At 64.0% G+C, this 21638-nt stretch carries 26 protein-coding genes; 5 read left to right on the top strand and 21 right to left on the bottom strand.

Going from position 1 to position 21638, the window contains the following annotated elements:
* Positions 1 to 3 precede the first annotated feature (3 nt).
* Together ACPEE1_RS05500 and ACPEE1_RS05495 are read right to left on the bottom strand one after the other, a co-directional pair.
* Positions 4 to 444 (bottom strand): PIN domain-containing protein, encoded by a 441-nt coding sequence (locus ACPEE1_RS05500; protein WP_423935485.1) that lies wholly within the window; start codon positions 442 to 444, stop codon positions 4 to 6.
* Positions 441 to 701, bottom strand: coding sequence for a DUF6364 family protein (locus ACPEE1_RS05495; RefSeq protein ID WP_116926421.1), 261 nt, complete (start codon positions 699 to 701; stop codon positions 441 to 443). Before ACPEE1_RS05495 ends, ACPEE1_RS05500 begins: the two co-directional genes overlap by 4 nt.
* Positions 702 to 814: 113 nt before the next feature.
* Here ACPEE1_RS05495 and ACPEE1_RS05490 point away from each other — a divergent pair, with 113 nt between their 5' ends.
* Together ACPEE1_RS05490 and ACPEE1_RS05485 are read left to right on the top strand one after the other, a co-directional pair.
* On the top strand, positions 815 to 1690 hold the full coding sequence (locus ACPEE1_RS05490; protein ID WP_182343490.1) for an NAD-dependent protein deacetylase: 876 nt from the start codon (positions 815 to 817) through the stop codon (positions 1688 to 1690).
* 128 nt (positions 1691 to 1818) lie between these two features.
* Positions 1819 to 3357, top strand: a complete 1539-nt coding sequence (locus tag ACPEE1_RS05485) for a glycosyltransferase family 39 protein (protein ID WP_423935482.1) — start codon at positions 1819 to 1821, stop codon at positions 3355 to 3357.
* Between the two features lie 59 nt (positions 3358 to 3416).
* Here the strand turns inward: ACPEE1_RS05485 and hisD are convergent, their stop codons facing one another.
* The 14 genes from hisD to ACPEE1_RS05415 form a co-directional block, all read right to left on the bottom strand.
* Positions 3417 to 4736, bottom strand: coding sequence for a histidinol dehydrogenase (hisD, locus tag ACPEE1_RS05480; protein WP_116926423.1), 1320 nt, complete (start codon positions 4734 to 4736; stop codon positions 3417 to 3419).
* A 62-nt stretch (positions 4737 to 4798) separates the two neighbouring features.
* Entirely contained in the window at positions 4799 to 5449 is a 651-nt protein-coding gene (gene hisG / locus ACPEE1_RS05475) for an ATP phosphoribosyltransferase (protein WP_116926546.1), read from the bottom strand.
* 92 nt (positions 5450 to 5541) lie between these two features.
* The gene (locus tag ACPEE1_RS05470; RefSeq protein WP_021026078.1) at positions 5542 to 5784 is read right to left on the bottom strand and encodes a BolA family protein; all 243 of its coding nucleotides are present in this window, start codon (positions 5782 to 5784) and stop codon (positions 5542 to 5544) included.
* Positions 5785 to 5884: 100 nt separating this feature from the next.
* A complete protein-coding gene (locus ACPEE1_RS05465; RefSeq protein WP_021026079.1) occupies positions 5885 to 6640 on the bottom strand; it encodes an ABC transporter permease in 756 nt (251 codons plus the stop codon).
* On the bottom strand, positions 6637 to 7587 hold the full coding sequence (locus ACPEE1_RS05460; protein ID WP_021026080.1) for an ABC transporter ATP-binding protein: 951 nt from the start codon (positions 7585 to 7587) through the stop codon (positions 6637 to 6639). Before ACPEE1_RS05460 ends, ACPEE1_RS05465 begins: the two co-directional genes overlap by 4 nt.
* Before the next feature lie 55 nt (positions 7588 to 7642).
* Positions 7643 to 7924, bottom strand: a complete 282-nt coding sequence (locus ACPEE1_RS05455; RefSeq protein ID WP_116926424.1) for an STAS domain-containing protein — start codon at positions 7922 to 7924, stop codon at positions 7643 to 7645.
* A gap of 3 nt (positions 7925 to 7927) precedes the next feature.
* Entirely contained in the window at positions 7928 to 8575 is a 648-nt protein-coding gene (locus tag ACPEE1_RS05450) for an MlaC/ttg2D family ABC transporter substrate-binding protein (protein ID WP_260718174.1), read from the bottom strand.
* Positions 8576 to 8688: 113 nt separating this feature from the next.
* Complete coding sequence (locus tag ACPEE1_RS05445) at positions 8689 to 9459, bottom strand: MlaA family lipoprotein (protein WP_260718175.1); 771 nt, start codon at positions 9457 to 9459, stop codon at positions 8689 to 8691.
* Between the two features lie 24 nt (positions 9460 to 9483).
* Positions 9484 to 9963: an outer membrane lipid asymmetry maintenance protein MlaD gene (gene mlaD / locus ACPEE1_RS05440; RefSeq protein ID WP_116926426.1), complete on the bottom strand. Its 480-nt coding sequence runs from the start codon at positions 9961 to 9963 to the stop codon at positions 9484 to 9486.
* A gap of 41 nt (positions 9964 to 10004) precedes the next feature.
* Positions 10005 to 10787 (bottom strand): lipid asymmetry maintenance ABC transporter permease subunit MlaE, encoded by a 783-nt coding sequence (mlaE, locus tag ACPEE1_RS05435; protein WP_021026085.1) that lies wholly within the window; start codon positions 10785 to 10787, stop codon positions 10005 to 10007.
* Positions 10787 to 11617 (bottom strand): ABC transporter ATP-binding protein, encoded by an 831-nt coding sequence (locus ACPEE1_RS05430; protein ID WP_260718176.1) that lies wholly within the window; start codon positions 11615 to 11617, stop codon positions 10787 to 10789. The genes mlaE and ACPEE1_RS05430 overlap by 1 nt, the downstream gene beginning before the upstream one ends.
* 272 nt (positions 11618 to 11889) lie before the next feature.
* Positions 11890 to 12642 (bottom strand): amino acid ABC transporter ATP-binding protein, encoded by a 753-nt coding sequence (locus tag ACPEE1_RS05425; protein WP_116926548.1) that lies wholly within the window; start codon positions 12640 to 12642, stop codon positions 11890 to 11892.
* 93 nt (positions 12643 to 12735) lie between these two features.
* On the bottom strand, positions 12736 to 13389 hold the full coding sequence (locus tag ACPEE1_RS05420) for an amino acid ABC transporter permease (RefSeq protein WP_021026088.1): 654 nt from the start codon (positions 13387 to 13389) through the stop codon (positions 12736 to 12738).
* Between the two features lie 210 nt (positions 13390 to 13599).
* Positions 13600 to 14412 (bottom strand): amino acid ABC transporter substrate-binding protein, encoded by an 813-nt coding sequence (locus ACPEE1_RS05415; protein WP_116926428.1) that lies wholly within the window; start codon positions 14410 to 14412, stop codon positions 13600 to 13602.
* 227 nt (positions 14413 to 14639) lie between these two features.
* Between ACPEE1_RS05415 and ACPEE1_RS05410 the strand changes: the two genes are divergently transcribed.
* The 3 genes from ACPEE1_RS05410 (at position 14640) to ACPEE1_RS05400 (ending at position 16129) form a co-directional block, all read left to right on the top strand.
* Positions 14640 to 15107, top strand: coding sequence for a DUF3293 domain-containing protein (locus ACPEE1_RS05410; protein WP_423935476.1), 468 nt, complete (start codon positions 14640 to 14642; stop codon positions 15105 to 15107).
* A gap of 28 nt (positions 15108 to 15135) precedes the next feature.
* The gene (locus ACPEE1_RS05405; protein ID WP_423935474.1) at positions 15136 to 15435 is read left to right on the top strand and encodes a putative quinol monooxygenase; all 300 of its coding nucleotides are present in this window, start codon (positions 15136 to 15138) and stop codon (positions 15433 to 15435) included.
* Between the two features lie 61 nt (positions 15436 to 15496).
* Entirely contained in the window at positions 15497 to 16129 is a 633-nt protein-coding gene (locus tag ACPEE1_RS05400; RefSeq protein ID WP_260718179.1) for a LysE family translocator, read from the top strand.
* A gap of 63 nt (positions 16130 to 16192) precedes the next feature.
* Here ACPEE1_RS05400 and fghA read toward each other — a convergent pair whose 3' ends face one another.
* From fghA to ACPEE1_RS05375, 5 genes are all read right to left on the bottom strand, one after another.
* The gene (gene fghA / locus ACPEE1_RS05395; RefSeq protein WP_116926432.1) at positions 16193 to 17059 is read right to left on the bottom strand and encodes an S-formylglutathione hydrolase; all 867 of its coding nucleotides are present in this window, start codon (positions 17057 to 17059) and stop codon (positions 16193 to 16195) included.
* Positions 17052 to 18353, bottom strand: a complete 1302-nt coding sequence (locus tag ACPEE1_RS05390; protein ID WP_260718180.1) for a DEAD/DEAH box helicase — start codon at positions 18351 to 18353, stop codon at positions 17052 to 17054. Before ACPEE1_RS05390 ends, fghA begins: the two co-directional genes overlap by 8 nt.
* Positions 18354 to 18498: 145 nt before the next feature.
* Positions 18499 to 19614: an S-(hydroxymethyl)glutathione dehydrogenase/class III alcohol dehydrogenase gene (locus ACPEE1_RS05385; RefSeq protein ID WP_116926434.1), complete on the bottom strand. Its 1116-nt coding sequence runs from the start codon at positions 19612 to 19614 to the stop codon at positions 18499 to 18501.
* A gap of 59 nt (positions 19615 to 19673) precedes the next feature.
* The gene (locus ACPEE1_RS05380) at positions 19674 to 19940 is read right to left on the bottom strand and encodes a metal/formaldehyde-sensitive transcriptional repressor (RefSeq protein ID WP_116926435.1); all 267 of its coding nucleotides are present in this window, start codon (positions 19938 to 19940) and stop codon (positions 19674 to 19676) included.
* Between the two features lie 216 nt (positions 19941 to 20156).
* Positions 20157 to 21632 carry a glutamate synthase subunit beta gene (locus ACPEE1_RS05375; RefSeq protein ID WP_116926436.1) on the bottom strand — a complete coding sequence of 492 codons (1476 nt, stop codon included), beginning with the start codon at positions 21630 to 21632 and terminating at the stop codon, positions 20157 to 20159.
* Positions 21633 to 21638: the final 6 nt, after the last annotated feature.

Below are 21638 nucleotides of genomic sequence, written 5' to 3'. Positions count from 1 at the left end.
ATTTCAGGCTTTGGCCTGGACCGGTGCGGCTTGGCGCAACGGATGCACGATGGTCACGCCACCAAATTCGGCGCCATGGGGCAGGTAGAGGCTGAGCATTTGCTGGCAGCCACTGTGCTGGGCACAGGCCACCGCCAGGCAATCGCCAAAATCCAAGGCATGGCGCGCCTGCACGGCCCAGGCGGTCTCCAAGGTGGCGGCATCGGTTTTCCAGGGCGTCCAGCTCTGGTAGCGGCGGATGGCGGCGCGCGCATCGCCTTGGGGCATGGGGGTGGCCGCCGTGGTGACCTGGTCGTAGAACTCACTGAGCGCCTGGTTGCCGGTGCGGCCGGTGCGGCTGCTCCACAGCTGATCGAGCCAGTCCAGGGTGGCCTGGTAGAGCGCCGCGTCCGAGACGTTTTCTGCGGCGACCAGCACCGAGGTATCGACAAACACGGTGCTCATGCCCCCTCCTGCCCGGTCTTGCGGCGGCCGCCGATTTTGCGTGCCGCAGCGGCGCCACCCGGAGGCGTTGCACCGCCTTGCCAGCTGCGCTCATCGGTGCGCCAGGCCAGGTAGGCGCGCTCGTAGGCGTCCTCGCGCTGCTGGAGCTCGGCCATAAAATCTCCGACCATGCGTGAGACGCTGGTGCCGCGCCGCGCGGCCTCGACCCGCGCCCATTCCAGCACGCTGTCTTCCACAGTGATGGTGAGATTTTTCATGCGGCCAATTTTACACGAAATTCGTGCAACACGAATTTCGTGCTGATAAACCAGACTGCTGCCATCGGACGTTGCGGCCACTATCATCAGGGCAGCCGACCGAGCCCTCATCCATGCCACTTCTCACCGACCTCCTCCCGCAAGCAGCCGCCTCCACGGATCTGCCAGCCCTGACCCACTTGCTGCAGCACTACCGTCCCTGGACCGTGCTGACCGGCGCGGGCGTGAGCACCGGCAGCGGCATCCCCGACTACCGCGATGCGCAAGGCGCCTGGAAGCGCCCTGCCCCCGTGCGCTTTCAGGACTTCATGGACGAGACGCTCACGCGCCAGCGCTACTGGGCGCGCAGTCTGGTGGGCTGGCCGGTGTTCTCGCAGGCCCAGCCCAATGCCGCGCACCAAGCGCTGGCCCGGTTGGAGCAGGCCGGCTATATCCAAGGCCTGATCACCCAGAACGTCGACGGCCTGCACCAGCGCGCGGGCAGCGCGCGGGTGGTGGATCTGCATGGCCGGCTCGACCAGGTGGTCTGCATGGGCTGCGGTCAGCGCATGGCGCGCGCCGACTTTCAGCACCAGCTGATAACGGCTAACCCCGATTGGCAGCACCTTAGCGCCAGCGCTGCACCCGATGGCGATGCCGATCTGGGCGGTGTGGACTTTGCCGCTTTTCAGGTACCGGCCTGCTCCACCTGCGGCGGCATCCTCAAGCCCGATGTCGTCTTCTATGGAGAAAACGTACCTGCCGCACGCCGCCAGGAAGCCATGAACCACCTGGCCGCCAGCGGCGCGCTGCTGGTGGTGGGCAGCTCCTTGATGGTCTATTCAGGCCTGCGCTTTGTGCATGCCGCCAAGCAAGCGGGCCTGCCGGTCGCGGCCATCAACCTGGGCCAGATGCGCGATGACGCACTGCTGGACCTGAAGCTGGCCCAGGCCTGCGCGCCCGCACTCAGCAGCCTGGCCGATCTGCTGGCACCCGCCCGCAGCGACTGACATTGCCAGCAACCCCAACCCACGACGGGGGCCCCGCAACGGTAGAGGGGGCCGATAGCCTGCAGCTACACTAGCGGGCTTTACCCAGCCCGTGCCCCAGCGCTGCCAAGCCCCCTTTTGCCCACTGCATGTCTCCTGCCTCCATCCCCCACCCCCAGCCGCACGACCACCAGAAAGCGCTGCGCCTCATGCTCGCCTTTGCCTGCCTGTACGCACTGGCCTGGACGCTCGTGCCGCCGCTGCTCGCCCCCAGCTTTCCGCTGGATGTGGTCGAGAGCCTGGGCTGGGGCCGTGAATGGCAATGGGGCTACTACAAGCACCCGCCGCTCCCCCCCATTGCGCTGCATGCGTCCTTCTTGGCGCTGGGCCGCTGGGGCCCGTTTGCGCTGAGCCAGCTGTGCGTGGCGCTGACCTTGGGGCTGGTCTGGCTGACGGCCTGCCGCCTGGTCGGGCGCGAGCGCGCCTTTATCGGCACGGTGCTGACGATGGGCGTGGTCTTCTACACCCGGCCCGCGCTGGAGTTCAACCACAACATTGCGCAGATGCCGTTTTGGGCAGGTATCTGCTACTTCTATCTGGCCGCCTGGCAGGACGACAAGCGCTGGCAATGGCTGCTGCTGGGCCTGATGGCCGGCCTGGGGCTGCTGAGCAAATACTCCATCGGCTTGCTGCTGCTCTGCCTGGGTCTATTTACCGTGCTGAGCCCGGCACGCAGCCTGCTGCGCCGTCCAGGCCCCTGGCTGGCCTTGCTGGTGATGGCGCTGGTGTTTGCGCCGCACCTGCTTTGGCTGCATAGCAACGACTGGCTGCCTTTCTCCTATGCCAAGGACCGTTCCAACAGCTCCGGCGAATCGCCGCGCGCAGGCGCGCTGGGCTTTTTGCTGACCCAGCTGCTCAACCACCTGCCGCTGCTGCTGGTGCTGCTGTTTGCCTACTTGCGGCTGCGCTGGTCCAAGCTGCGGCCTGCCGTATCTGCCCCCTGGCAGTGGCACAGCGCCAAGCCCGCCTACCTGTGCCTCATCGCACTGGCCCCAGGCTTGCTGCTGGCCACGCTGGGCATGGGCCTGGGCTTGCGCCTGCGCGATATGTGGGGGGTGCCGATGTGGCCTTTCAGTGGCGTGCTGGCTGCGGCGCTGATCCCCAGCGCCTGGCTCGCGCCCATGCGCCCCTACCTGTTGCGCGGCACCATGGTGTGGCTCACGGTGATTTCTGTGCTCTGCGGCCTGTACCTGTGGAAGATCTCGGACTTCCGCAAGAGCCCCGTGCGCAGCGATTGGCCCGCTGCCGCGCTGGCGCAGCAGGCTGAGGCCACTTGGGATTCGCTGTCGAGCTGCCCACTCGATACCGTGGCCAGCGATGCCTGGACCGGTGGCCTCGTCGCCATCGGCGCCAAAAGCCAGCCCTCGGTGCTGATCCCGGGCGACCCGCGCCATTCGCCCTGGGCCACGGCCGATCGCCTGCAGCAGCATGGCGCGCTGCGGATCTGGCAGTTGGAAGAGGATGCGGATCGGGATGCCCCCACTGGGCCCTACCCGGTGCTCGATGGACTGCAAGGCATGCGCCTGCATGAGGGCGAATGGGTCATTCCCTGGCCCCGGGGCCAGAGCCGTGCGGACCTGGTGGTGCAATGGCGCGCCTATGTGCCGGCGGCCTGCCAGCGGCGTTGATCACCGCTCTGCTTGCTCTGCCCCAGCCGTTTTGACCCAGGGAAGCAGGCGAGCGATGCTTAGCGCTTGATCCGCATCTCGGCTGCGCGCGCGTGGCCTTGCAGGCCTTCGCCATAGGCCAGCACCGCGGCAGTCTTGCCCAGCACCTGGGCGCCCGCCTCGCTCACCTCGATCAGGCTGGAGCGCTTTTGGAAGTCATAGACGCCCAGCGGCGACGAGAAACGCGCGGTGCCGCTGGTGGGCAGCACATGGTTGGGGCCTGCGCAGTAGTCGCCCAGGCTTTCGCTGGTGTAGGCGCCCAGAAAGATCGCGCCCGCATGTTTGAGCAGGGGCTCCCAGCGGTGCGGATCGCGGCTGGAGACTTCCAGGTGCTCGGGCGCAATGCGGTTGCTCAGCGCGCAGGCCTCTTCCATGTCACGCGTGAGGATCAGTGCGCCCCGGTCGGACAGGCTCTTGGCGATGATGGCCTTGCGCGGCATCTCGGGCAGCAGGCGGTCGATTTCGCGCTGCACAGCATCCAGGTAGGCGGCATCGGGGCACAGCAGAATCGACTGCGCCAGTTCATCGTGCTCGGCCTGCGAGAAAAGATCCATCGCCACCCAGTCGGGCGGCGTCGAGCCATCGGCCAGCACCAGAATTTCGCTGGGGCCGGCAATCATGTCGATGCCCACCAGGCCGAACACGCGCTTTTTGGCGCTGGCCACATAGGCATTGCCCGGGCCGGTGATCTTGTCCACCTTGGGGATGGTGGCCGTGCCGTAGGCCAGCGCCGCCACGGCCTGCGCACCGCCAATGGTGAAGGCGCGGTGCACGCCCGCCACATAGGCCGCAGCCAGCACCAGCGGGTTCTTCACACCCTGGGGCGTGGGCACCACCATGATGATGTCCTCCACACCCGCCACATGGGCCGGGATGGCATTCATCAGCACGCTGCTGGGGTAGGCGGCCTTGCCGCCTGGCACATAGATGCCCACGCGGTCGAGCGGCGTGACTTTCTGGCCCAGCAAGGTGCCGTCTTCGTCGCGGTAGCTCCAGCTCTCGCCATTGGCCTTTTTCTGGGCCTCGTGGTAGCTGCGCACGCGGCGCGCAGCCGATTCAAGCGCCTCGCGCTGCTCAGTGGGCAGGCCCTCAAAGGCGGCCTTGAGCTCTTGCTTGCTCAACTCCAGCGCAGCCATGCTGCTGACCTGCAGGCCATCAAAGCGCGCGGTGTAATCCAGCACAGCGGCATCGCCGCGCTTTTGCACGTCCGCCAGGATATCGGCCACCCGCTGCTCGATGGCAGCATCCGTGTCCGCCGACCAATGCAGGCGCTGAGCGAAGTCATGCTCGAACTGGGCATCGGTGGTTGACAGACGGGCGGGAGCGGCAACGAATTCCATAGTGAATACCTTCTGACTCAGACACTTTTCAAACAGGCAAGTGCCAGCCTGAGAGCGGATGCTTAAACCGGGGCAGTTTGGGCAACACCCGCAGCAAACACATCAATGATATGGCGCAGGCGCTTTTGCTTGAGCTTGAGCGCCGCCTGGTTCACCACCAGGTGCGAGCTGATGTCGATAATGTGCTCGACTTCCTGCAGGTGGTTGGCGCGCAGGGTATTGCCGGTGCTCACCAGGTCGACGATGGCATCGGCCAGACCCGTCAGCGGCGCCAGCTCCATGCTGCCGTAGAGCTTGATCAGGTCCACGTGCACGCCCTTGCGCGCAAAGAACTCGCGCGCAATCTGCGGGTACTTGGTGGCCACGCGCAGACGCGCGCCGCGCTTGACGGCCTGGGCGTAGTCAAAATCATTGCGCACCGCCACGCTCACACGGCACTTGGCGATCTGCAGATCGAGCGGCTGGAACAGGCCCTCGCCGCCGTGCTCGAGCAAGGTGTCCTTGCCGGTCACGCCCAGGTCCGCGCCGCCGTACTGCACATAGGTGGGCACATCGGAGGCGCGCACCAGCACCACCTGCACATCGGGCTGGGTGGTGGCAAAAATCAGCTTGCGCGATTTCTCGGGGTCTTCGAGCACCTCGATGCCTGCAGCGGCCAACAGTGGCAGGGTTTCGTCAAAAATGCGGCCTTTGGAGAGGGCCAAGGTGATCATGGTGGTGTTGTCCATGGGGGCACTTTCGCCAGCGGCAGCCTGCGCATCCATGCCGGATGGGGCTGGGCCAGCCTGGGTTGAAACAAGAAAAATCAGGCCTGCTGGGCAGCCCACTCGGCAGGGGTATGCGTCTTCATCGACAGCGCATGCACCTCATCGGTATGCATCTTCTGGCCCAGGGTCGCGTAGACCAGCTGATGGCGCTGGATCAAACGCTTGCCTTCAAAGGCGGGCGACACGATGGTGGCAAACCAGTGGCGGCCATCGCCCTCCAGCGCAATATGTTCGCAGGCCAGGCCGGCGGTGATGATGTCTTTGAGGTCCTCAGCAGTCATTGCACGCTCTCACTTAGTCGGTTCGAAATGCCTGCCAGCCGCTCCGTGGGGTGGGCTGCTGGCCAGGCGACTGCAGCCGCGCGGGCTGCAGCAGGGTTCATCAGTTGCGGATCTTGTAGCCGGTGCGCAGCAGCTGCACCGCCAATGCACTCACCAGCAGCCAGGCAACGGCCACAATGCCCAGGCTCAGCCAGGGCGAGGTGTCGCTCTGGCCAAAAAAGCCGTAGCGAAAACCATCAATCATGTAGAAGAACGGGTTCAGGTGGCTGACCTTTTGCCAGAACGGGGGCAGCGACTGGATCGAATAGAACACGCCCGACAGAAAGGTCATCGGCACGATCACAAAGTTCTGGAACGCCGCCATCTGGTCAAACTTGTCTGCCCACAGGCCCGCCAGCAGGCCCAGCGTGCCCATCAGGCCCGCACCCAGCACAGCAAACATCAGCACCCAGGGCAGCGATGCAAAATGCGGCGGCGCGAAGAACAAGGTGATCACATAGACACCCAGGCCGACGGCCAGGCCCCGCACGATGGAGGCGCCGACAAAGGCAAAGAACCAGCCCCAGTGCGACAGCGGCGTCAGCAGCACAAACACCAGGCTGCCCATGATCTTGCTTTGCACCAGGCTCGACGAACTGTTGGCAAAGGCGTTTTGCAGCAGGCTCATCATCACCAGGCCCGGCACCAGAAAGGCGGTGTAGCTGACATCGCTGAACACGGTCACGCGGCCTTGCAGCACATGGCCAAAGATCAGCAGGTAGAGCACGGCGGTCAGCACCGGCGCGGCCACGGTCTGGAAGCTCACCTTCCAAAAACGCAGCACTTCTTTGTAAAACAGGGTTTGCCAGCCGCTCATCGTGCCACTCCTGCACCCAGTTGCGTGGTGGCATGGTCCACCACGGCATCGCGCGCCATCACTTGCAAGAACACATCCTCCAGGTCCGCGCGGCGGATCTCCAGGTCTTCCACCACCACGCCTGCCGTGCGCAGCTGGGCAAGGATGCGCTCCACATCCGCTGCGCTGCTGGCGGGCAGCTGCACAATGCGGCCGGTGATGCGCGCCTGTGCGGCCAGATCGGCTGGCAGCAGGCCATCGGTCTTGAACTGCAGCACGTTCGAGGAGCTGCCCTGCAGCAGCTCGGCCATCGTCGACAGCGCCACCACATGGCCCGAGCGCAGCATCGCAATGCGGTTGCACAGCGCCTCGGCCTCTTCCAGGTAGTGGGTGGTGAGCAGCACCGTATGGCCTTGCTTGTTGAGCTTGCTGACGAACTGCCACAAGGTCTGGCGCAGTTCCACATCAACGCCGGCCGTGGGCTCATCGAGCACGATGATCGGCGGCTTGTGCACCAGCGCCTGGGCGACGAGCACGCGGCGCTTCATGCCGCCGCTCAGCTGGCGCATATTGGCCGTGGCCTTGTCGGCCAGACCCAGGCTCTCGAGCAGCTCATCGATCCAGGCATCGTTGTTCTTGACACCGAAATAGCCCGATTGGATGCGCAGCGATTCGCGCACATTGAAAAACGGGTCAAAAACCAGCTCCTGCGGCACGATACCGAGCTTGCGGCGCGCGTTGGCGTAATCCTCGCGCACATCGCTGCCCAGCACCTTGACGGAGCCGCTGCTGGCGCGGGCCAGGCCGGCCAGAATGCTGATCATGGTGGTCTTGCCCGCGCCGTTGGGCCCGAGCAGGCCAAAGAACTCCCCTTCCTCGATATCGAGGCTGACGTTGTTCAATGCCTGGAAGGGCCCCTTGGCGGTCTGGTAGACCTTGGAGACGGATTGGAATGCGATGGCGGACATGAGTCGGCCATTGTAGGCGCAGCGGCCAGATGGCGCTGTCCTGGGGATTCAACGCTCAGCCGGCAGTGGTCAGCAGGCCATCGACACCATAGAGGCGCGCCAGCGACAGCACGGGCGCTGATACGCCACGCATCTCAAAGGGCCGGCCAGCCCCCAGTGCCGCGCGCCGGCTACCCAGCATCACGGCCAGCGCCGATGAGTCAAACACCGCCAAGGCGCTGGCATCGATCTGCACCGCAGCGCCCGCCGGCAGCTGCGCAATGCCCGCCTGCAAGTGCTGCAGGCAGGCCTGGGCCTCATCATGGGTCAGGGTCGAAGGCAGGCTGAGCGCGGCCATGGCTTACTTGCCTGCGTTGGCCTTGTTGCGGGCAGCGATGGAGTCGATCAAGGTCTGTGGGCTGCCACCGGGCTTGTTCAGCTCTTCCTGGAACTGGTTGCGGTAGGTCTCCACCATCCAGATGCCCATGACATTGAGGTTATAGATCTTCCAGCCCATGCCCTGGCCGGGGGTCTTGACCAGGCGGTAGTCCAGCTGGATCGGGTCACCCCGGCCCAGGATCTCAGAGCGCACCACGACTTCCTTGTCAGCGGGCTGCATGCGCACCGGCTTGACGCTGATGGTCTGGTCGCTCACCTGGTGCAGCGCACCGGCGTAGGTGTTGACCATCAGCTTCTTGAACTCATCTTGCAATTGCTGCTGCTGGGTGGCCGTCGCGGTACGCCACTTGGGGCCTACGGCCGAGGCCATCATGCGGCGGAAATCCACATTGGGCATGACCACGCTGTCGACATACGAGGTGATCTTGGAGACATCACCACCCCGGATGGACTGGTCGGTCTTCAAGGTGCTCAGCACTTCGTCCGAGAGCTGCTTGATCATCGCGTCGGGCGCCATGTCTGCTGCGCTGGCCGCCAGCGGGGCCGATGCCATGCAAGCCACTGCAGCCCATGCGGCGGAGTACTGCACCCATGCTCGACGATTCATCATATGCGTTCCTTTCAGCCGGTGTCTGCCATTCAGACTCGGACCATTTTTGATTCTGAGGCAGACACGCAGTTGCATGCACCACCCTATTTCTTGTAAGCCTTTATAACGGCGGCTTATTTGACGCGGCCCTGGGGCTGGGGGTCGGCTGCCGACTCATTCATCCACTGCGTCTCGTCCTCTTCCTCGCCCGCCTCGGTGGCATTTTGGCGCAGCTGCAGGTAGGCGTCACGGGTGAAGCTGTACTTGTCGAGCGCTGCGGACTGCACCAGCGACGTGGTGCCCAGCAGGTTGGCCCGGGTGTTGACAATGCGCAGACCGGTCAGCGAGTTGCGCACGGGCACATCGTTGATCGAGCTGACCACATTGCCCTGCCAGTCCACCACCATGCCGGCGGAATCGCGGATCGTCGAGGGGCCCAGCAAAGGCCAGACGATGTAGGCGCCCGCAGGCATGCCATAGCGCGCCATCGTCAGGCCAAAGTCCTGCTTGTGGCGCTCGATGTCCATTTCGCTGGCGATATCGATCAGACCACCCAGACCGAAGACGGTGTTGGTGGTAAAGCGCACCACGCTGTTGTAGGTGCCCTCACCCTTGAGCTGCAGCGCGTTGTTCACGGCTGACCACAGGTCGCCGAGGTTGGCGAAGAAGTTGGTCACGGCGGTGCGCACCACGGTCGGCGTCACATCGCGGTAGCCGGTGGCCACGGGCTCGAGCACCGCGCTGTCGACGGCATCGTTGAAGCTGAACACCGCCCGGTTGTAGGGCTCCAGCGGGTCGCGGGGGTTGGCGCCAGGGCCGCTGGCACAGCCGGTCAGCACCATAGCCAGACCCAGGGAAGAAGCCAGCACCCAGGTGCGGCCTTGGAGGTGGAGTGGATAACGCATCATCGTTCTCGTTTTTTGCTTGTGTTATTCGGCAGCCTTGGGTGCGGAGCTCTCCGAGGCCTTGCCATACAGGAACTGGCCGATCAGATTTTCCAGCACGATGGCCGATTGTGTATTGGTGACGGTATCACCACTGGCCAAGGGCTTTTCATCAAAGCCGGCCTCAACGCCCACGTACTGGTCGCCCAGCAGGCCGCTGGTCAGGATCTTGAACGAGCTGTCCTTGGGGAAGGCATAGCCATTGGCCAGCTCGATGTGGACATCGGCCTGGAAGGTCTGGTCATTGAAGCCGATGCTTTTGACACGGCCAACCTTCACACCGGCGCTGCGCACGGCCGCCTGGGGCTTCAAGCCGCCAATGTTGTCAAAGCGGGCGGTGACTTCATAGCCTTTGTTGAAATCCAGGGTCAGCAGGTTGCCTGCGCGCAGCGCCAGGAACACCAGCGCCGCAGCACCCAGCATGACAAACAGGCCAACCCAGATATCGGTTTTGGAGGGCTGCATATGCGAATCCGTTTCTCTTTTCACTATCTATAGGGCAGGCGTCAGATGCTGAACATCATTGCCGTGAGCATGAAATCCAGCGCCAACACCGACAACGAAGCCATGACCACGGTGCGCGTGGTGGCACGCGAGACACCTTCGGGGGTGGGCTTGGCGACAAAGCCTTGAAGCAAGGCGACAAAGGTCACCGTGATGCCGAACACGATGCTCTTGATCACGCCGTTGCCCAGATCCTGGAACACATCGACACCGCTTTGCATCTGGCCCCAGAAAGCGCCGCCATCGATGCCCAGCATCAATACGCCAACAATCCATCCGCCCATGATGCCGACGGCGCTGAACACGGCCGCCAGCAACGGCATCGCAATCAGGCCCGCCCAAAAGCGCGGCGCCAGAATGCGCTCGATCGGATTGACGGCCATCATCTCCATGGCCGAGAGCTGCTCGCCCGCCTTCATCAGGCCAATCTCGGCGGTCAATGCGGTGCCTGCACGCCCGGCAAACAGCAGCGCCGTCACCACCGGGCCCAGCTCACGCAGCAAGGTCAAAGCCACCATCATGCCCACGGCCTCGGCCGAGCCGTAGCGCTGCAGGATGTAGTAGCCCTGCAGCCCCAGCACAAAGCCGACGAAGAGGCCCGAGACGCCAATGATGGCCAGCGAATAATTGCCCAAAAAGTGGATCTGGTCGCGCAGCAGGCCCGGGCGCTTGAGCACATAGCCCAGCCCGGCGACCAGGCGCAGCAGCAGGCGCGTGGCCTGGCCTACTGCCGCAGCCTTGGAGCGCAGCGCAAAACCGATATCAGCAGGGTGCCACCAACGCATCAGCGGCCTCCCTTCTTGACGGCGCCAGGACCAAAATCTTCATCGATGCTGGGCCCTTGCACATGGAAAGGCACCGGCCCCTGCGCCAGCGCGTTGACAAACTGGTGCACGAGCGGATCGCTGCTGGCACGCACCTCATCGGGCGTACCCTGCGCGGCCACGACGCCGGGGCCCAGGATGATCACCTGGTCGGCCAGCTTAAAGGTCTCTTCCAGATCGTGCGAGACGATGATGCTGGTCAGGCCCAGCGCGTCGTTGAGTTCGCGGATCAGCTGGGCCGAGGTGCCCAGCGAAATCGGGTCCAGCCCGGCAAAGGGCTCGTCGTACATGATGAATTCCGGGTCCAGCGCCATCGCACGGGCCAGCGCCACGCGCCGGGCCATGCCGCCGGAGATCTGCGAGGGCATCAACTCGCGCGCGCCGCGCAGGCCCACGGCCTGCAGCTTCATCAGCACAATGTCGCGCACCATCGCATCGCACAGTTGGGTGTGTTCGCGCAGCGGAAAGGCCACGTTCTCGAACACCGTCATATCGGTGAACAGCGCACCAAACTGGAACAGCATGCCCATGCGGCGCCGCGCGGCATAGAGCTGCGCCTGGCTCATCGCACCCACATCCTGGCCGTCGAGCAGCACCTGGCCGGCCTGGGCGCGGGCCTGGCCGCCAATCAGGCGCAGCACCGTGGTTTTGCCGCCACCGGATGCGCCCATCAGCGCGGTCACCTTCCCGCGTGGGATGGTCAGCGACACATCACGCAAGATGGTGCGGTCACCATAGCCAAAGGTGACATTGCGCAGTTCGACAAGAGGTGGTGAGGCAGAAGATTGCATAGAAAAGCCGGCAACATCCGGCATCGTCATCATAAGAGGGGGCAGGGCTCTTTTCTGTAGTCAGTTGCCGCAGCGCAAACCGTCAAGCTTACCGCTTGTAACAAACATTCATGAATGTATTTATATAGCCAGATCGTAACCCGGACGGGCTAAGCCCCGCAAGGCAACAGGCTATTGCAGTCGCTTGCGTGATCGGGCCAGCCTACAGCATCGCACGGGCGGCTTCTTGGCCAGTTGTTCACAGCGTCAACAACGATGAGAAGCGCCCGTGATTAGAGCATATTGTCCAAAAAGGAACGAATGCGGGGGTGGCTGCAGTCTTCAAAGAACGCGCGGGCGGGCTTGGCCTCGATCAGGGCGCCCTGGTCCATGAACACCACGGTATTGGCCACCTCGCGGGCAAAGCCCATCTCATGGGTGACCACGAGCATGGTCATGTGCTCCTCGGCCAGCTGACGCATGGTGCGCAGCACCTCGCCCGTCAGCTCCGGGTCCAGCGCCGAAGTGGGCTCGTCAAACAGCATGATGTCCGGCTCCATCGCCAGCGCCCGGGCAATGGCCACGCGCTGCTTCTGGCCGCCCGACAGGCGCGCAGGATAGGCATCGGCTTTCTCCAGCAGGCCCACCTTGCGCAGCAGCTCCTGGGCCTTGGGCATGATCTGCTCGCGCGTCAGGCCCTTGACGACCATCGGCGCCTCGGTGATGTTGTCGATCACCGACAGATGCGGGAACAGGTTGAAGCCCTGGAACACCATGCCCATGCGGCGCAAAATGGCGCGCATCTGGGCCTCGGGTGCGTACTGGGCCTGTCCCTGGGCATTGGTGCGGACGAGGGTCTGGCCCTCGACCACGACCGAGCCTGAATCGATCACCTCGAGGTGGTTCAAGCAGCGCAAAAAGGTGCTCTTGCCCGAGCCAGACGGCCCGATCACCGCCATCACTTCGCCCTTGTGGATATCGAGCGAGACGCGCTTGAGCACCTCGTTGCCATTGAAGGCCTTGCAGATATCACGCGCCTGCACCATCACTGGGGTGGTGCCCATGTCATTGCCTGTCATCGCCATTCTCCTGCGCTGTTCGCCATTGCCGCTTCACACCCACCCATCGCCAGCCACCACTTATGCGTCGTATTTGGCATAGCGCTTTTCCAGGCGGTTGAAGCCCCAGGTCAGCACCAGGGTCATCAGCAGGTAGAAGGCGGCCGCCACCACAAAGGGTGTGGTCGTGAAGTCGCGCTGCACAATGCCGCGCGCGGCGCGCAGCAGGTCGTTGAGGGCGAGCACATAGATCAGCGACGTGTCCTTGACCAGGGTGATGGTCTCGTTGCTGACCGGCGGCAGGATGGTGCGCACCATCTGCGGCAGCACAATGCGGCGCATGGTCTGGCTGTAGGACAGGCCCAGCACCTTCGCGCCTTCATACTGGCCCCGGTCCACGCTCTGGATACCGGCGCGGAAGATCTCGGCAAAATAGGCCGCATAGTTCAGCGCGAATGCCACCACAGCCGAGGGGAAGTCCGGCAGGCGCACGCCGATCACCGGCACAAAGGGGAGCGCGAAATAGATGAACAGCAGCTGCAGCATCAGCGGCGTGCCGCGCATCAGCCAGATATAGGCCTCGACAAAGCGCGCCAACGCCTTGAAGCGCGAGATGCGCGCCAACGCCAGCGCCAGACCCAGTGGCACCGACAGCGCCAGGGTGATGAAAAACAGCTTGAGAGTCACCAGGGCGCCATTGGACAGCGGCCCCAGCATTGAAATTACATAATCCATCGATGGCCTTCAGGGTGGCAGCGGCTTCGCGGGCCTCGCTGCCACAGGCACGAGCGCCGCTGGAACCTGTTGGCGTTCCTGGTCTGGCGCTCCTGTCAAAAAAATCCGTTCTGGCCGCCGGGCAGCGCCCAGCGCTGCGGCGGCCATGGGCTGCGCCCAAAAGCACAAGACCGGCACGCTGTGCCGGCCCGGTGCAAAGTCACACGCAGATCAGTGCTTGATCACGTCGGCGCCAAACCACTTCTTGGCGATTTCTTCGGCCTTGCCGTCCTTCTTCATCTCAGACAGCACGTCGTTGATCTTGTTGCGGGTGGCTTCGTCGTCCTTGCGGAAGCCCACGCCATAGTCTTCGGTGCCAAAGTCTTCGGCCAGCACAACATAGTTGTCGGGCTTCTTGGAGACCAGGTAACGGCCCACCACCTCATCGACCACCACAACGTCCAGACGGCCAGCTTCCACATCCATCAGCGCAGCGATGTTGTCGCCAAACAGCTTGGTTTCCTTGAACTGGGAGGACAGCTCCTTGTCCTTTTCCATCGCGGTCACGGCGCTGGAGCCTTCCTGGGCGCCGACGATCTTGCCGGCCATGTCGGCCTTGGTCTTGATCGGCGAGCCGGCCTTGACGATGATGATCTGCTTGTTGACCATGTAGGGGTCGGTGAAGAGGATCTTTTCCTTGCGCTCTTCCAGAATGGTCAGGCCATTCCACAGTGCATCGACGCGCTTGCCCAGCAGCTCGGCTTCCTTGGCGTTCCAGTCGATGGGCTTGAATTCCACTTCGATGCCCGCGCGCTTGGCCGCTTCGCGGGCCATGTCGATGTCAAAGCCCACGATTTCGTTCTTCTCGTCACGGAAACCCATGGGCGGGAAGTTGTCGTCCAGACCCACCACCAGCTTGGTGACCGCCGCCGCAACAGGCGCGGGCGCGGGTGCTTCAGCCGCAGGCTTGGGCGCATCATTCTTGCCGCAAGCGGTGAGCAAGGCAGTCAGCGCCAGGGTGGCAACGAAAGAACGTTTTTTCATGTGTCTCAACCAAAGAGAAAGACAAAATAAGAGCACTTGGCTTGTTTTGTACAAGCATCAGCGTGCAGGCGAATCGCGTATTGTCTCCGATCACACGAAATTCGTGTCGCTCGTGTGGAAAACTCTGCCGGCCTAGTCGGACGTCCGCAAGCCGCTACGATGGCTGCCCCGGCCGCCGCGTGGCGACCAAGGCATCTCGGTATCACGGCTTTTTTTGCCGCGCGTGCATGATTGACAACACTGGCGGCCCCTTATTTATGACCACCCTCTCGCCCGAACTGCGCAAGGCTTTTGAAGAAACCCAGTACCACGTGCTGAACCAGGCCCCTTTCATCCTGCAGCTGGGCCAGGCCCAGGCGGCGCTCGGTGCCCTCTACCAGCAGCACCAGACCGACTGCAGCTGCTTCATCACTGCCTTCAACCCCATGGGCGAGCTGCTGGACAAGGACGAGAACATCGAGCACCATGCCCAACTGGGCCGCGCGCTGGGCACTGCCGGCTTTGCCGCGCTGCCCGCCGTTGCCCAGCACCCGGCCAACGGCTGGCCGGCCGAGCCGGGTTTTCTGGTCATCGGCATGGGTCGCGACGATGCCCAGCGCTGGGCCGCGCAGTGGGAGCAACTGGCGGTGGTATGGACCAGCGCCGACATGGTGCCCCAACTGCTGGAAACCCGGGTGCCCGGCTGGATGCGCTGATCCCCATGACCGACTGAGAGGAAAACCCATGCTGTTGATCGTTGGCACCGTCCGCCTGCCCGCCGCGAACCTGGAACGCGCCCTGCCCGCCATGCGAGCGATGGTGGAAGCCTCACGCGCCGAGCCTGGCTGCCTGGAATACGGCTACGCCCAGGATGTGCTGGTGCCCGGGCTGATCCACGTCAAGGAGCTCTGGAGCGACCAGGCCGCGCTCGATGCGCATTTTGCCTCCAGCCATATCCAGGCCTGGCGCGCTGCCTGGCCTGCGCTGGAGATTGGCGAGCGCGATCTGCGCGTCTATGAGGTGGGCGCGCCGCGCAGCACCTGATGGTCAGTGGGCGCCGTCCTGTCCAACCACCCTCTTGCACTGCAATGTAGTGCCCGCGCCCATGCCTGAAATTCACAACTGGCTCGCCTTCGCTCTCATTTCCCTGGGCATGGTCCTGACGCCCGGGCCCAATATGGTCTATCTCATTTCCCGCTCCATATGCCAAGGGCGCGGTGCAGGCTTGATCTCGCTGGGCGGTGTGGCCCTGGGCTTTGTGTTCTACATGCTGTGCGCGGCGCTGGGTATCACCGCGCTGGTGATGGCCATCCCCTACGCCTACGACGCACTGCGCATTGGTGGCGCGTTGTACCTGCTGTACCTAGCCTGGCAGGCGGTCAAGCCCGGAGGGCGCTCCCCGTTCGAGCTGCGCCAGTTGCCGCAGGACAGCCCACGCAAGCTGTTTGCGATGGGTTTTCTGACCAACCTGCTCAACCCCAAGATTGCCGTGATGTACCTGTCACTGCTGCCGCAGTTTATCGATCCCGCACATGGCAGCGTTTTTTCGCAGTCCCTGGTGCTGGGTTTCACACAGATTGTGGTCAGCGTCAGCGTGAATGCCGCCATTGCGATGCTGGCCGGCTCGATCGCTGGGTTTCTGGCCAGCCGCCCCAGTTGGGTACAGATGCAGCGCTGTTTGATGGGCACGGTGCTCGCGGGCCTGGCGCTGCGCATGTTGACCGAGGCCCGCAAATAAAACAGGCGCCACAGCCCGGGGTGGGCGGCAGCGCCTGGCAGAAATCCGCGTACCGGGTTCTGTTTACAGCTGGCTGGCGTGAAAGCGCAGGTGCTCGTCGATAAAGCTCTGGATGAAGTAGTAGCCGTGGTCATAGCCGCCATGGCGGCGCAAGGTCAAGGGCTGGCCGACCTGGGCGCAGGCGGCTTCAAAGGCTTCGGGCAGCAGTTGCTTTTCCAGCAAGAACTTGTCGGCCAGGCCCTGGTCGATGAGGATGCCGGCCGGGTATGGCGGCTGCTTTTGCGCGGCCATCAGGGCGGTGGCATCGTGCTGCGCCCAATCGGCCTGGTTGTCGCCCAGGTAGCCGGCAAATGCTTTCTGGCCCCAGGGGCAGTGGGTGGGGTTGGCAATCGGCGCAAAGGCCGAGACCGACTTGAACACACCGGGGTGGCGCAGCGCCAGGGTCAGCGCGCCATGGCCGCCCATGCTGTGGCCAAAGATGCCCAGGCGTTGCAGGTCGATCGGCAGCTTGGCGCCCAAGAGCGGCAGCAGGTCTTCGAGGATGTAGCTTTCCATGCGCCAGTGCAGCGCCCAGGGCTTGGCCGTGGCATCGAGGTAAAAACCCGCACCCACGCCAAAATCCCAGCTCTCCGCCTCGCCAGGCAGGCCCGCGCCGCGCGGGCTGGTGTCGCAGGTGACCAGGGCCACGTTCAGCGAAGCCGCCAGGCGCTGGGCGCCGGCCTTGGTCATGAAGGTCTCTTCGGTACAGGTCAGGCCCGCCAGGTACAGCAGCGCAGGCACTTTCTCGCCCTCCACCGCCTTGGGCGGCAGAAAGACCGAGAACTTCATCGCCAGGCCGATCTGACTGGAGAAATGCTCATAAAAACGCTGGGCGCCGCCAAAGCAGGCATGGGCCGCCTGCAGCTTGAGGCTGGCTTGGGCTTCAGACATCGGAATTTCCTTCGGTCGGAGGTTGCGGGGATGCGGCCTGGGCGGCCGCTGCACGCAGCTTGTCTTTTTTGCTCATGCGCTTGCCCTTGATGCCGCCATTGCCGGCATCTTCAGAGGGCGCATGCGCGGGCACCGCTTCGGTGACCGGGTACTGCTCCAGGGTCTGCAGCGCCACATCGAGCCCATTGCGCTTCGCGATCAGCTTCCAGTGCGCCAGGCTGGCGGGGGTTACCAGGCTGATGGCCAGGCCCGAGATACCGGCCCGGCCCGTGCGGCCGATGCGGTGGGTGTAATCGGTGGGCGAGCGCGGCAGGTCGTAGTTGATGACCAGGGGCAGCGCCTCGACATGGATGCCACGCGCGGCCAGATCGGTGGTGACCAGCACCTGCCACTGGCTGCTGCGGAACTCCTGCAGCACCTGCTGGCGCGCGCCCTGGCTCAGCTCGCCATGGAAGGCGGTGGCGCTGATGCCCTTGTCATAGAGCTTGTTGGCCACATGCTCGGCGCTGTAGCGGCTGGCCACAAACACCAGCATGCGCTGGCCGGCGTACTGGGTGACCAGCTCACGCAGCCAGGTGGTGCGCTTGGCGGCATCGAGGTAGTAGGCCTCCTGCACGATGGTGGCATCCTGCAGGTGGGTCGAAGCGATCTCCACCTTCTCGTGCGCGGGTCGCAGCAAGGTGGGCACCAACGCCTGCACCGCCGGGGCAAAGGTGGCCGACAGCAGCAAGGTCTGGCGCTGCTCGCACGCGGGCACCAGCGCCAGCACGCTGTGCAGCTCCTCGGCAAAGCCCAGGTCCATCAAGCGGTCGGCCTCGTCCAGCACCAGGGTGCTGATGGTGTCCAGCCGCAGCTTGCTGTGCGCCACCACATCGAGCAGGCGCCCAGGCGTGGCAATCACCAGATCCACGCCGCCGCGCAAGGCCAGCAGCTGGGGATTGATGGACACACCACCAGTGAGCACGGCCACCTTGGGGCGGCGGCCCAGGGCCTCGCCAACAAAGTAAACCAGCTCAGCCACCTGGGTGGCCAGTTCGCGCGTGGGCACCAGGATCAAGGCCTGCGTCTCATGGCGGCCCGCCTGGCCTGCCGCGTTGCTCAGCATCCAGGCCTGCATCAGCGGCAGCACATAGGCCGCCGTCTTGCCCGAGCCGGTCGGCGCGCAGCCCAGCAGGTCACGCCCGTCCAGAATGGCCGGAATGGCTTGGGTCTGGATGGCCGTGGGTGCCATCAGGCCATGGGCCTGGGCAGCGTGGGCCAGCGACGGAGCAAGGCCAAGAGAGGTAAAAGACATGGATTTCAATGGTGCGGGCCGGGCCGCAGGGACAACAAGCCTCGCATTGTCGCCCCTGGCAGCGCTGCCAGCGCTGCGCAGGACTATTGCAGCGCCCGCTGGCAGCCGGCGCTGGTCAGCTTTGGCCAGCGGCGCTTAGCGACGATCAGCTGGCGTAGTTGACTACCGAGCGGATCGACTTGCCTTCATGCATCAGGTCAAAAGCCTCGTTGATCTTGGCCAGGCCCATGGTGTGGGTGACAAAGGGCTCGAGCTTGATCTTGCCGGCCATCGCGTCTTCCACCATGCCGGGCAGCTCGCTGCGGCCCTTGACGCCGCCAAAGGCGGTGCCCAGCCATTTGCGGCCGGTCACGAGCTGGAAAGGACGGGTGGAGATCTCCTGGCCCGCGCCCGCCACGCCGATGATCACGCTCTGGCCCCAGCCACGGTGCGCGCATTCCAGCGCCGCACGCATCACCTGGGTGCTGCCAATGCATTCAAAGCTGTGGTCCACGCCCCAGCCGGTCATCTCGACGATCACTTGCTGGATCGGCTTGTCGAAATCCTTGGGGTTGATGCAGTCGGTCGCGCCAAAGGTCTTGGCCAGCTCGAACTTGCCGGGGTTGGTATCGACAGCAATGATGCGGCCAGCCTTGGCCAGCTGCGCGCCCTGGATTACCGCCAGGCCAATGCCACCCAGACCGAACACAGCCACGGTATCGCCCTCTTGCACCTTGGCGGTGTTCTTCACAGCGCCCAGACCGGTGGTCACGCCGCAGCCCAGCAGGCAGACCTGCTCGGGGTTGGCATCGGGGTTGACCTTGGCCAGCGACACTGCGGCCACCACGGTGTACTCGGAGAAGGTGGAGCAGCCCATGTAGTGGTAGATCGGCTCGCCGTTGTAGCTAAAGCGCGTGGTGCCATCGGGCATCACACCCTTGCCCTGGGTGGCGCGCACTGCTACGCACAGGTTGGTCTTGCCGCTCTTGCAGAACAGGCATTCGCCGCACTCTGCCGTGTACAGCGGGATCACATGGTCGCCTGGCTGGACGCTGGTGACGCCCTCGCCCACTTCCACCACGATGCCCGCGCCTTCATGGCCCAGCACCGCCGGGAAGATGCCTTCAGGATCATCACCGCTCAAGGTGAAGGCATCCGTGTGGCACACGCCCGTGTGGGTGATCTTGACCAGCACTTCGCCCTTCTGGGGTGGCGCAACGTCGATCTCGACAATCTGCAAAGGCTCTCCGGCTTTGAAGGCAACGGCGGCGCGGGATTTCATGGGTGGACTCCTTGGGTCAAAAACGGGGAAAACAGTCAGGCGCGGTCATGACCACACGCCTATTTGAGGTACGAGCGCAGCAGCGACAGCATTTCGTCAATGTCCGCCTGCGACGGCGCGGGCTGCCGGGCCATGGTCTCGCGCATATGGCCATCAAGCAAATCGGCCATCAGCCCATGCACAGCGCCGCGCATGGCGGCGAGCTGCTGCAGGATGGGGGCGCAATCGCTGCCCGCCTCCACCGCCCGCTCCAAGGCCTCCGCCTGGCCTTTGATGCGGCGCAGGCGGGTGATGGCGCGGTGCTTGTCTTTGGCGTTATGGGGCATGGCAGGCGGTGTTCGCAACGGCGCAAAAGCACGCCAAACTCAGGTACTGGGCCACAGTATAAATGCAATTTATAAAAATTACATATGAGAAATAGATGAAGATCCCAGGTACCCCCTGGGGGTATACTGGGTTTCTCGGATGATCTCAGGCCGAGCGGGCACAAAAAAAGACCGCAGCCTCGGCTGCGGTCGTGGGTGGGTGAGTGGCTACCGGTTTTAGCGCGGCAGATCGCTCCAGCCCATCAGGTACTCGTCGACGGCGCGCGCGGCCTGGCGACCTTCGCGGATGGCCCAGACCACCAGCGACTGGCCACGGCGCATGTCGCCGGCGGCAAACACCTTGTCCACATTGGTGGCGTAGCCGCCAGTGAAATCGGTGGTGGCACGGGCGTTGCCACGGGCGTCCTTGTCGACACCAAAGGCTTCCAGCACGGGCGAGACGGGGTTCACAAAACCCATGGCCAGCAGCACCAGGTCGGCAGGCCATTCCTTTTCTGTGCCCTTGACTTCGCTCAGCTTGCCGTCCTTGAACTCGACCTGCACGGTGGTCAGGCTCTTGACCTTGCCCTTGTCGCCGTTGAAGGTCTTGGTCGAGATCGCGAACTCACGCACAGCGCCTTCTTCGTGGCTGGAGCTGGTGCGCAGCTTGATCGGCCAGTAGGGCCAGACCAGGGGCTTGTTTTCCTCTTCGGGCGGCATGGGCATCACCTCGAACTGGGTGACGCTCTTGGCGCCGTGGCGGTTGCTGGTGCCCACGCAGTCGCTGCCGGTGTCGCCACCACCGATGACGATGACGTCCTTGCCATCCGCACGGATCTGGCCCTTGAGCTTGTCGCCGGCATTGATCTTGTTTTGCTGGGGCAGGAACTCCATTGCGTAGTGCACGCCGTCCAGGTCACGGCCGGGCACCGGCAGATCGCGCGACTGCTCGGATCCACCGGTCAGCAGCACCGCGTCAAAATCCGCCTTGAGCTGCTCGGGCGAGACGGTTTCCTTGGCCCAGTTGGTGACCTTGCTGTCCTTGCCCAGGCCGTCCTTGCCAGCCACCAGCACGCCGGTGCGGATGGTCACGCCTTCGGCCTGCAGTTGGGCGGCGCGGCGGTCGATGTGCAGCTTGTCGAGCTTGAAGTCGGGGATGCCGTAGCGCAGCAGGCCGCCGATGCGGTCGTTCTTCTCGAACAGGGTCACCGCATGGCCTGCACGGGCGAGCTGCTGGGCCGCCGCCATGCCGGCAGGGCCGGAGCCGACCACTGCCACTTTCTTGCCGCTCTGGTGCTTGGCGGGGCGCGCCTGCACCCAGCCCTCTTCCCAGGCGCGGTCGATGATGGCGTGCTCGATGGACTTGATGCCCACCGGGTCGTTGTTGATGTTCAGCACGCAGGCCGCTTCACAAGGCGCGGGGCAGATGCGGCCGGTGAACTCGGGGAAGTTGTTGGTCGAGTCCAGCACATGAAAGGCGGCCGCCCAATCGGCGCGGTACACCAGATCGTTGAAATCCGGAATGATGTTGTTGACCGGGCAGCCGCTGTTGCAAAACGGCGTGCCGCAGTCCATGCAACGGGCGCCTTGCTGCTTGGCCTGCTGCGAGTTCAGGCCAACAACAAATTCCTTGTAGTGCTTGAGGCGGTCTTCAACGGGTGCATAACCCTCGTCGATACGCGCAAATTCCATAAAGCCTGTGACTTTTCCCATGATCGG

Origin of the sequence: Comamonas sp. 23, assembly GCF_049601575.1 — a bacterium.
In the GTDB taxonomy this organism is placed as follows: domain Bacteria; phylum Pseudomonadota; class Gammaproteobacteria; order Burkholderiales; family Burkholderiaceae_C; genus Comamonas; species Comamonas squillarum.
This window is presented reverse-complemented; position numbering and strand designations above follow the sequence as displayed.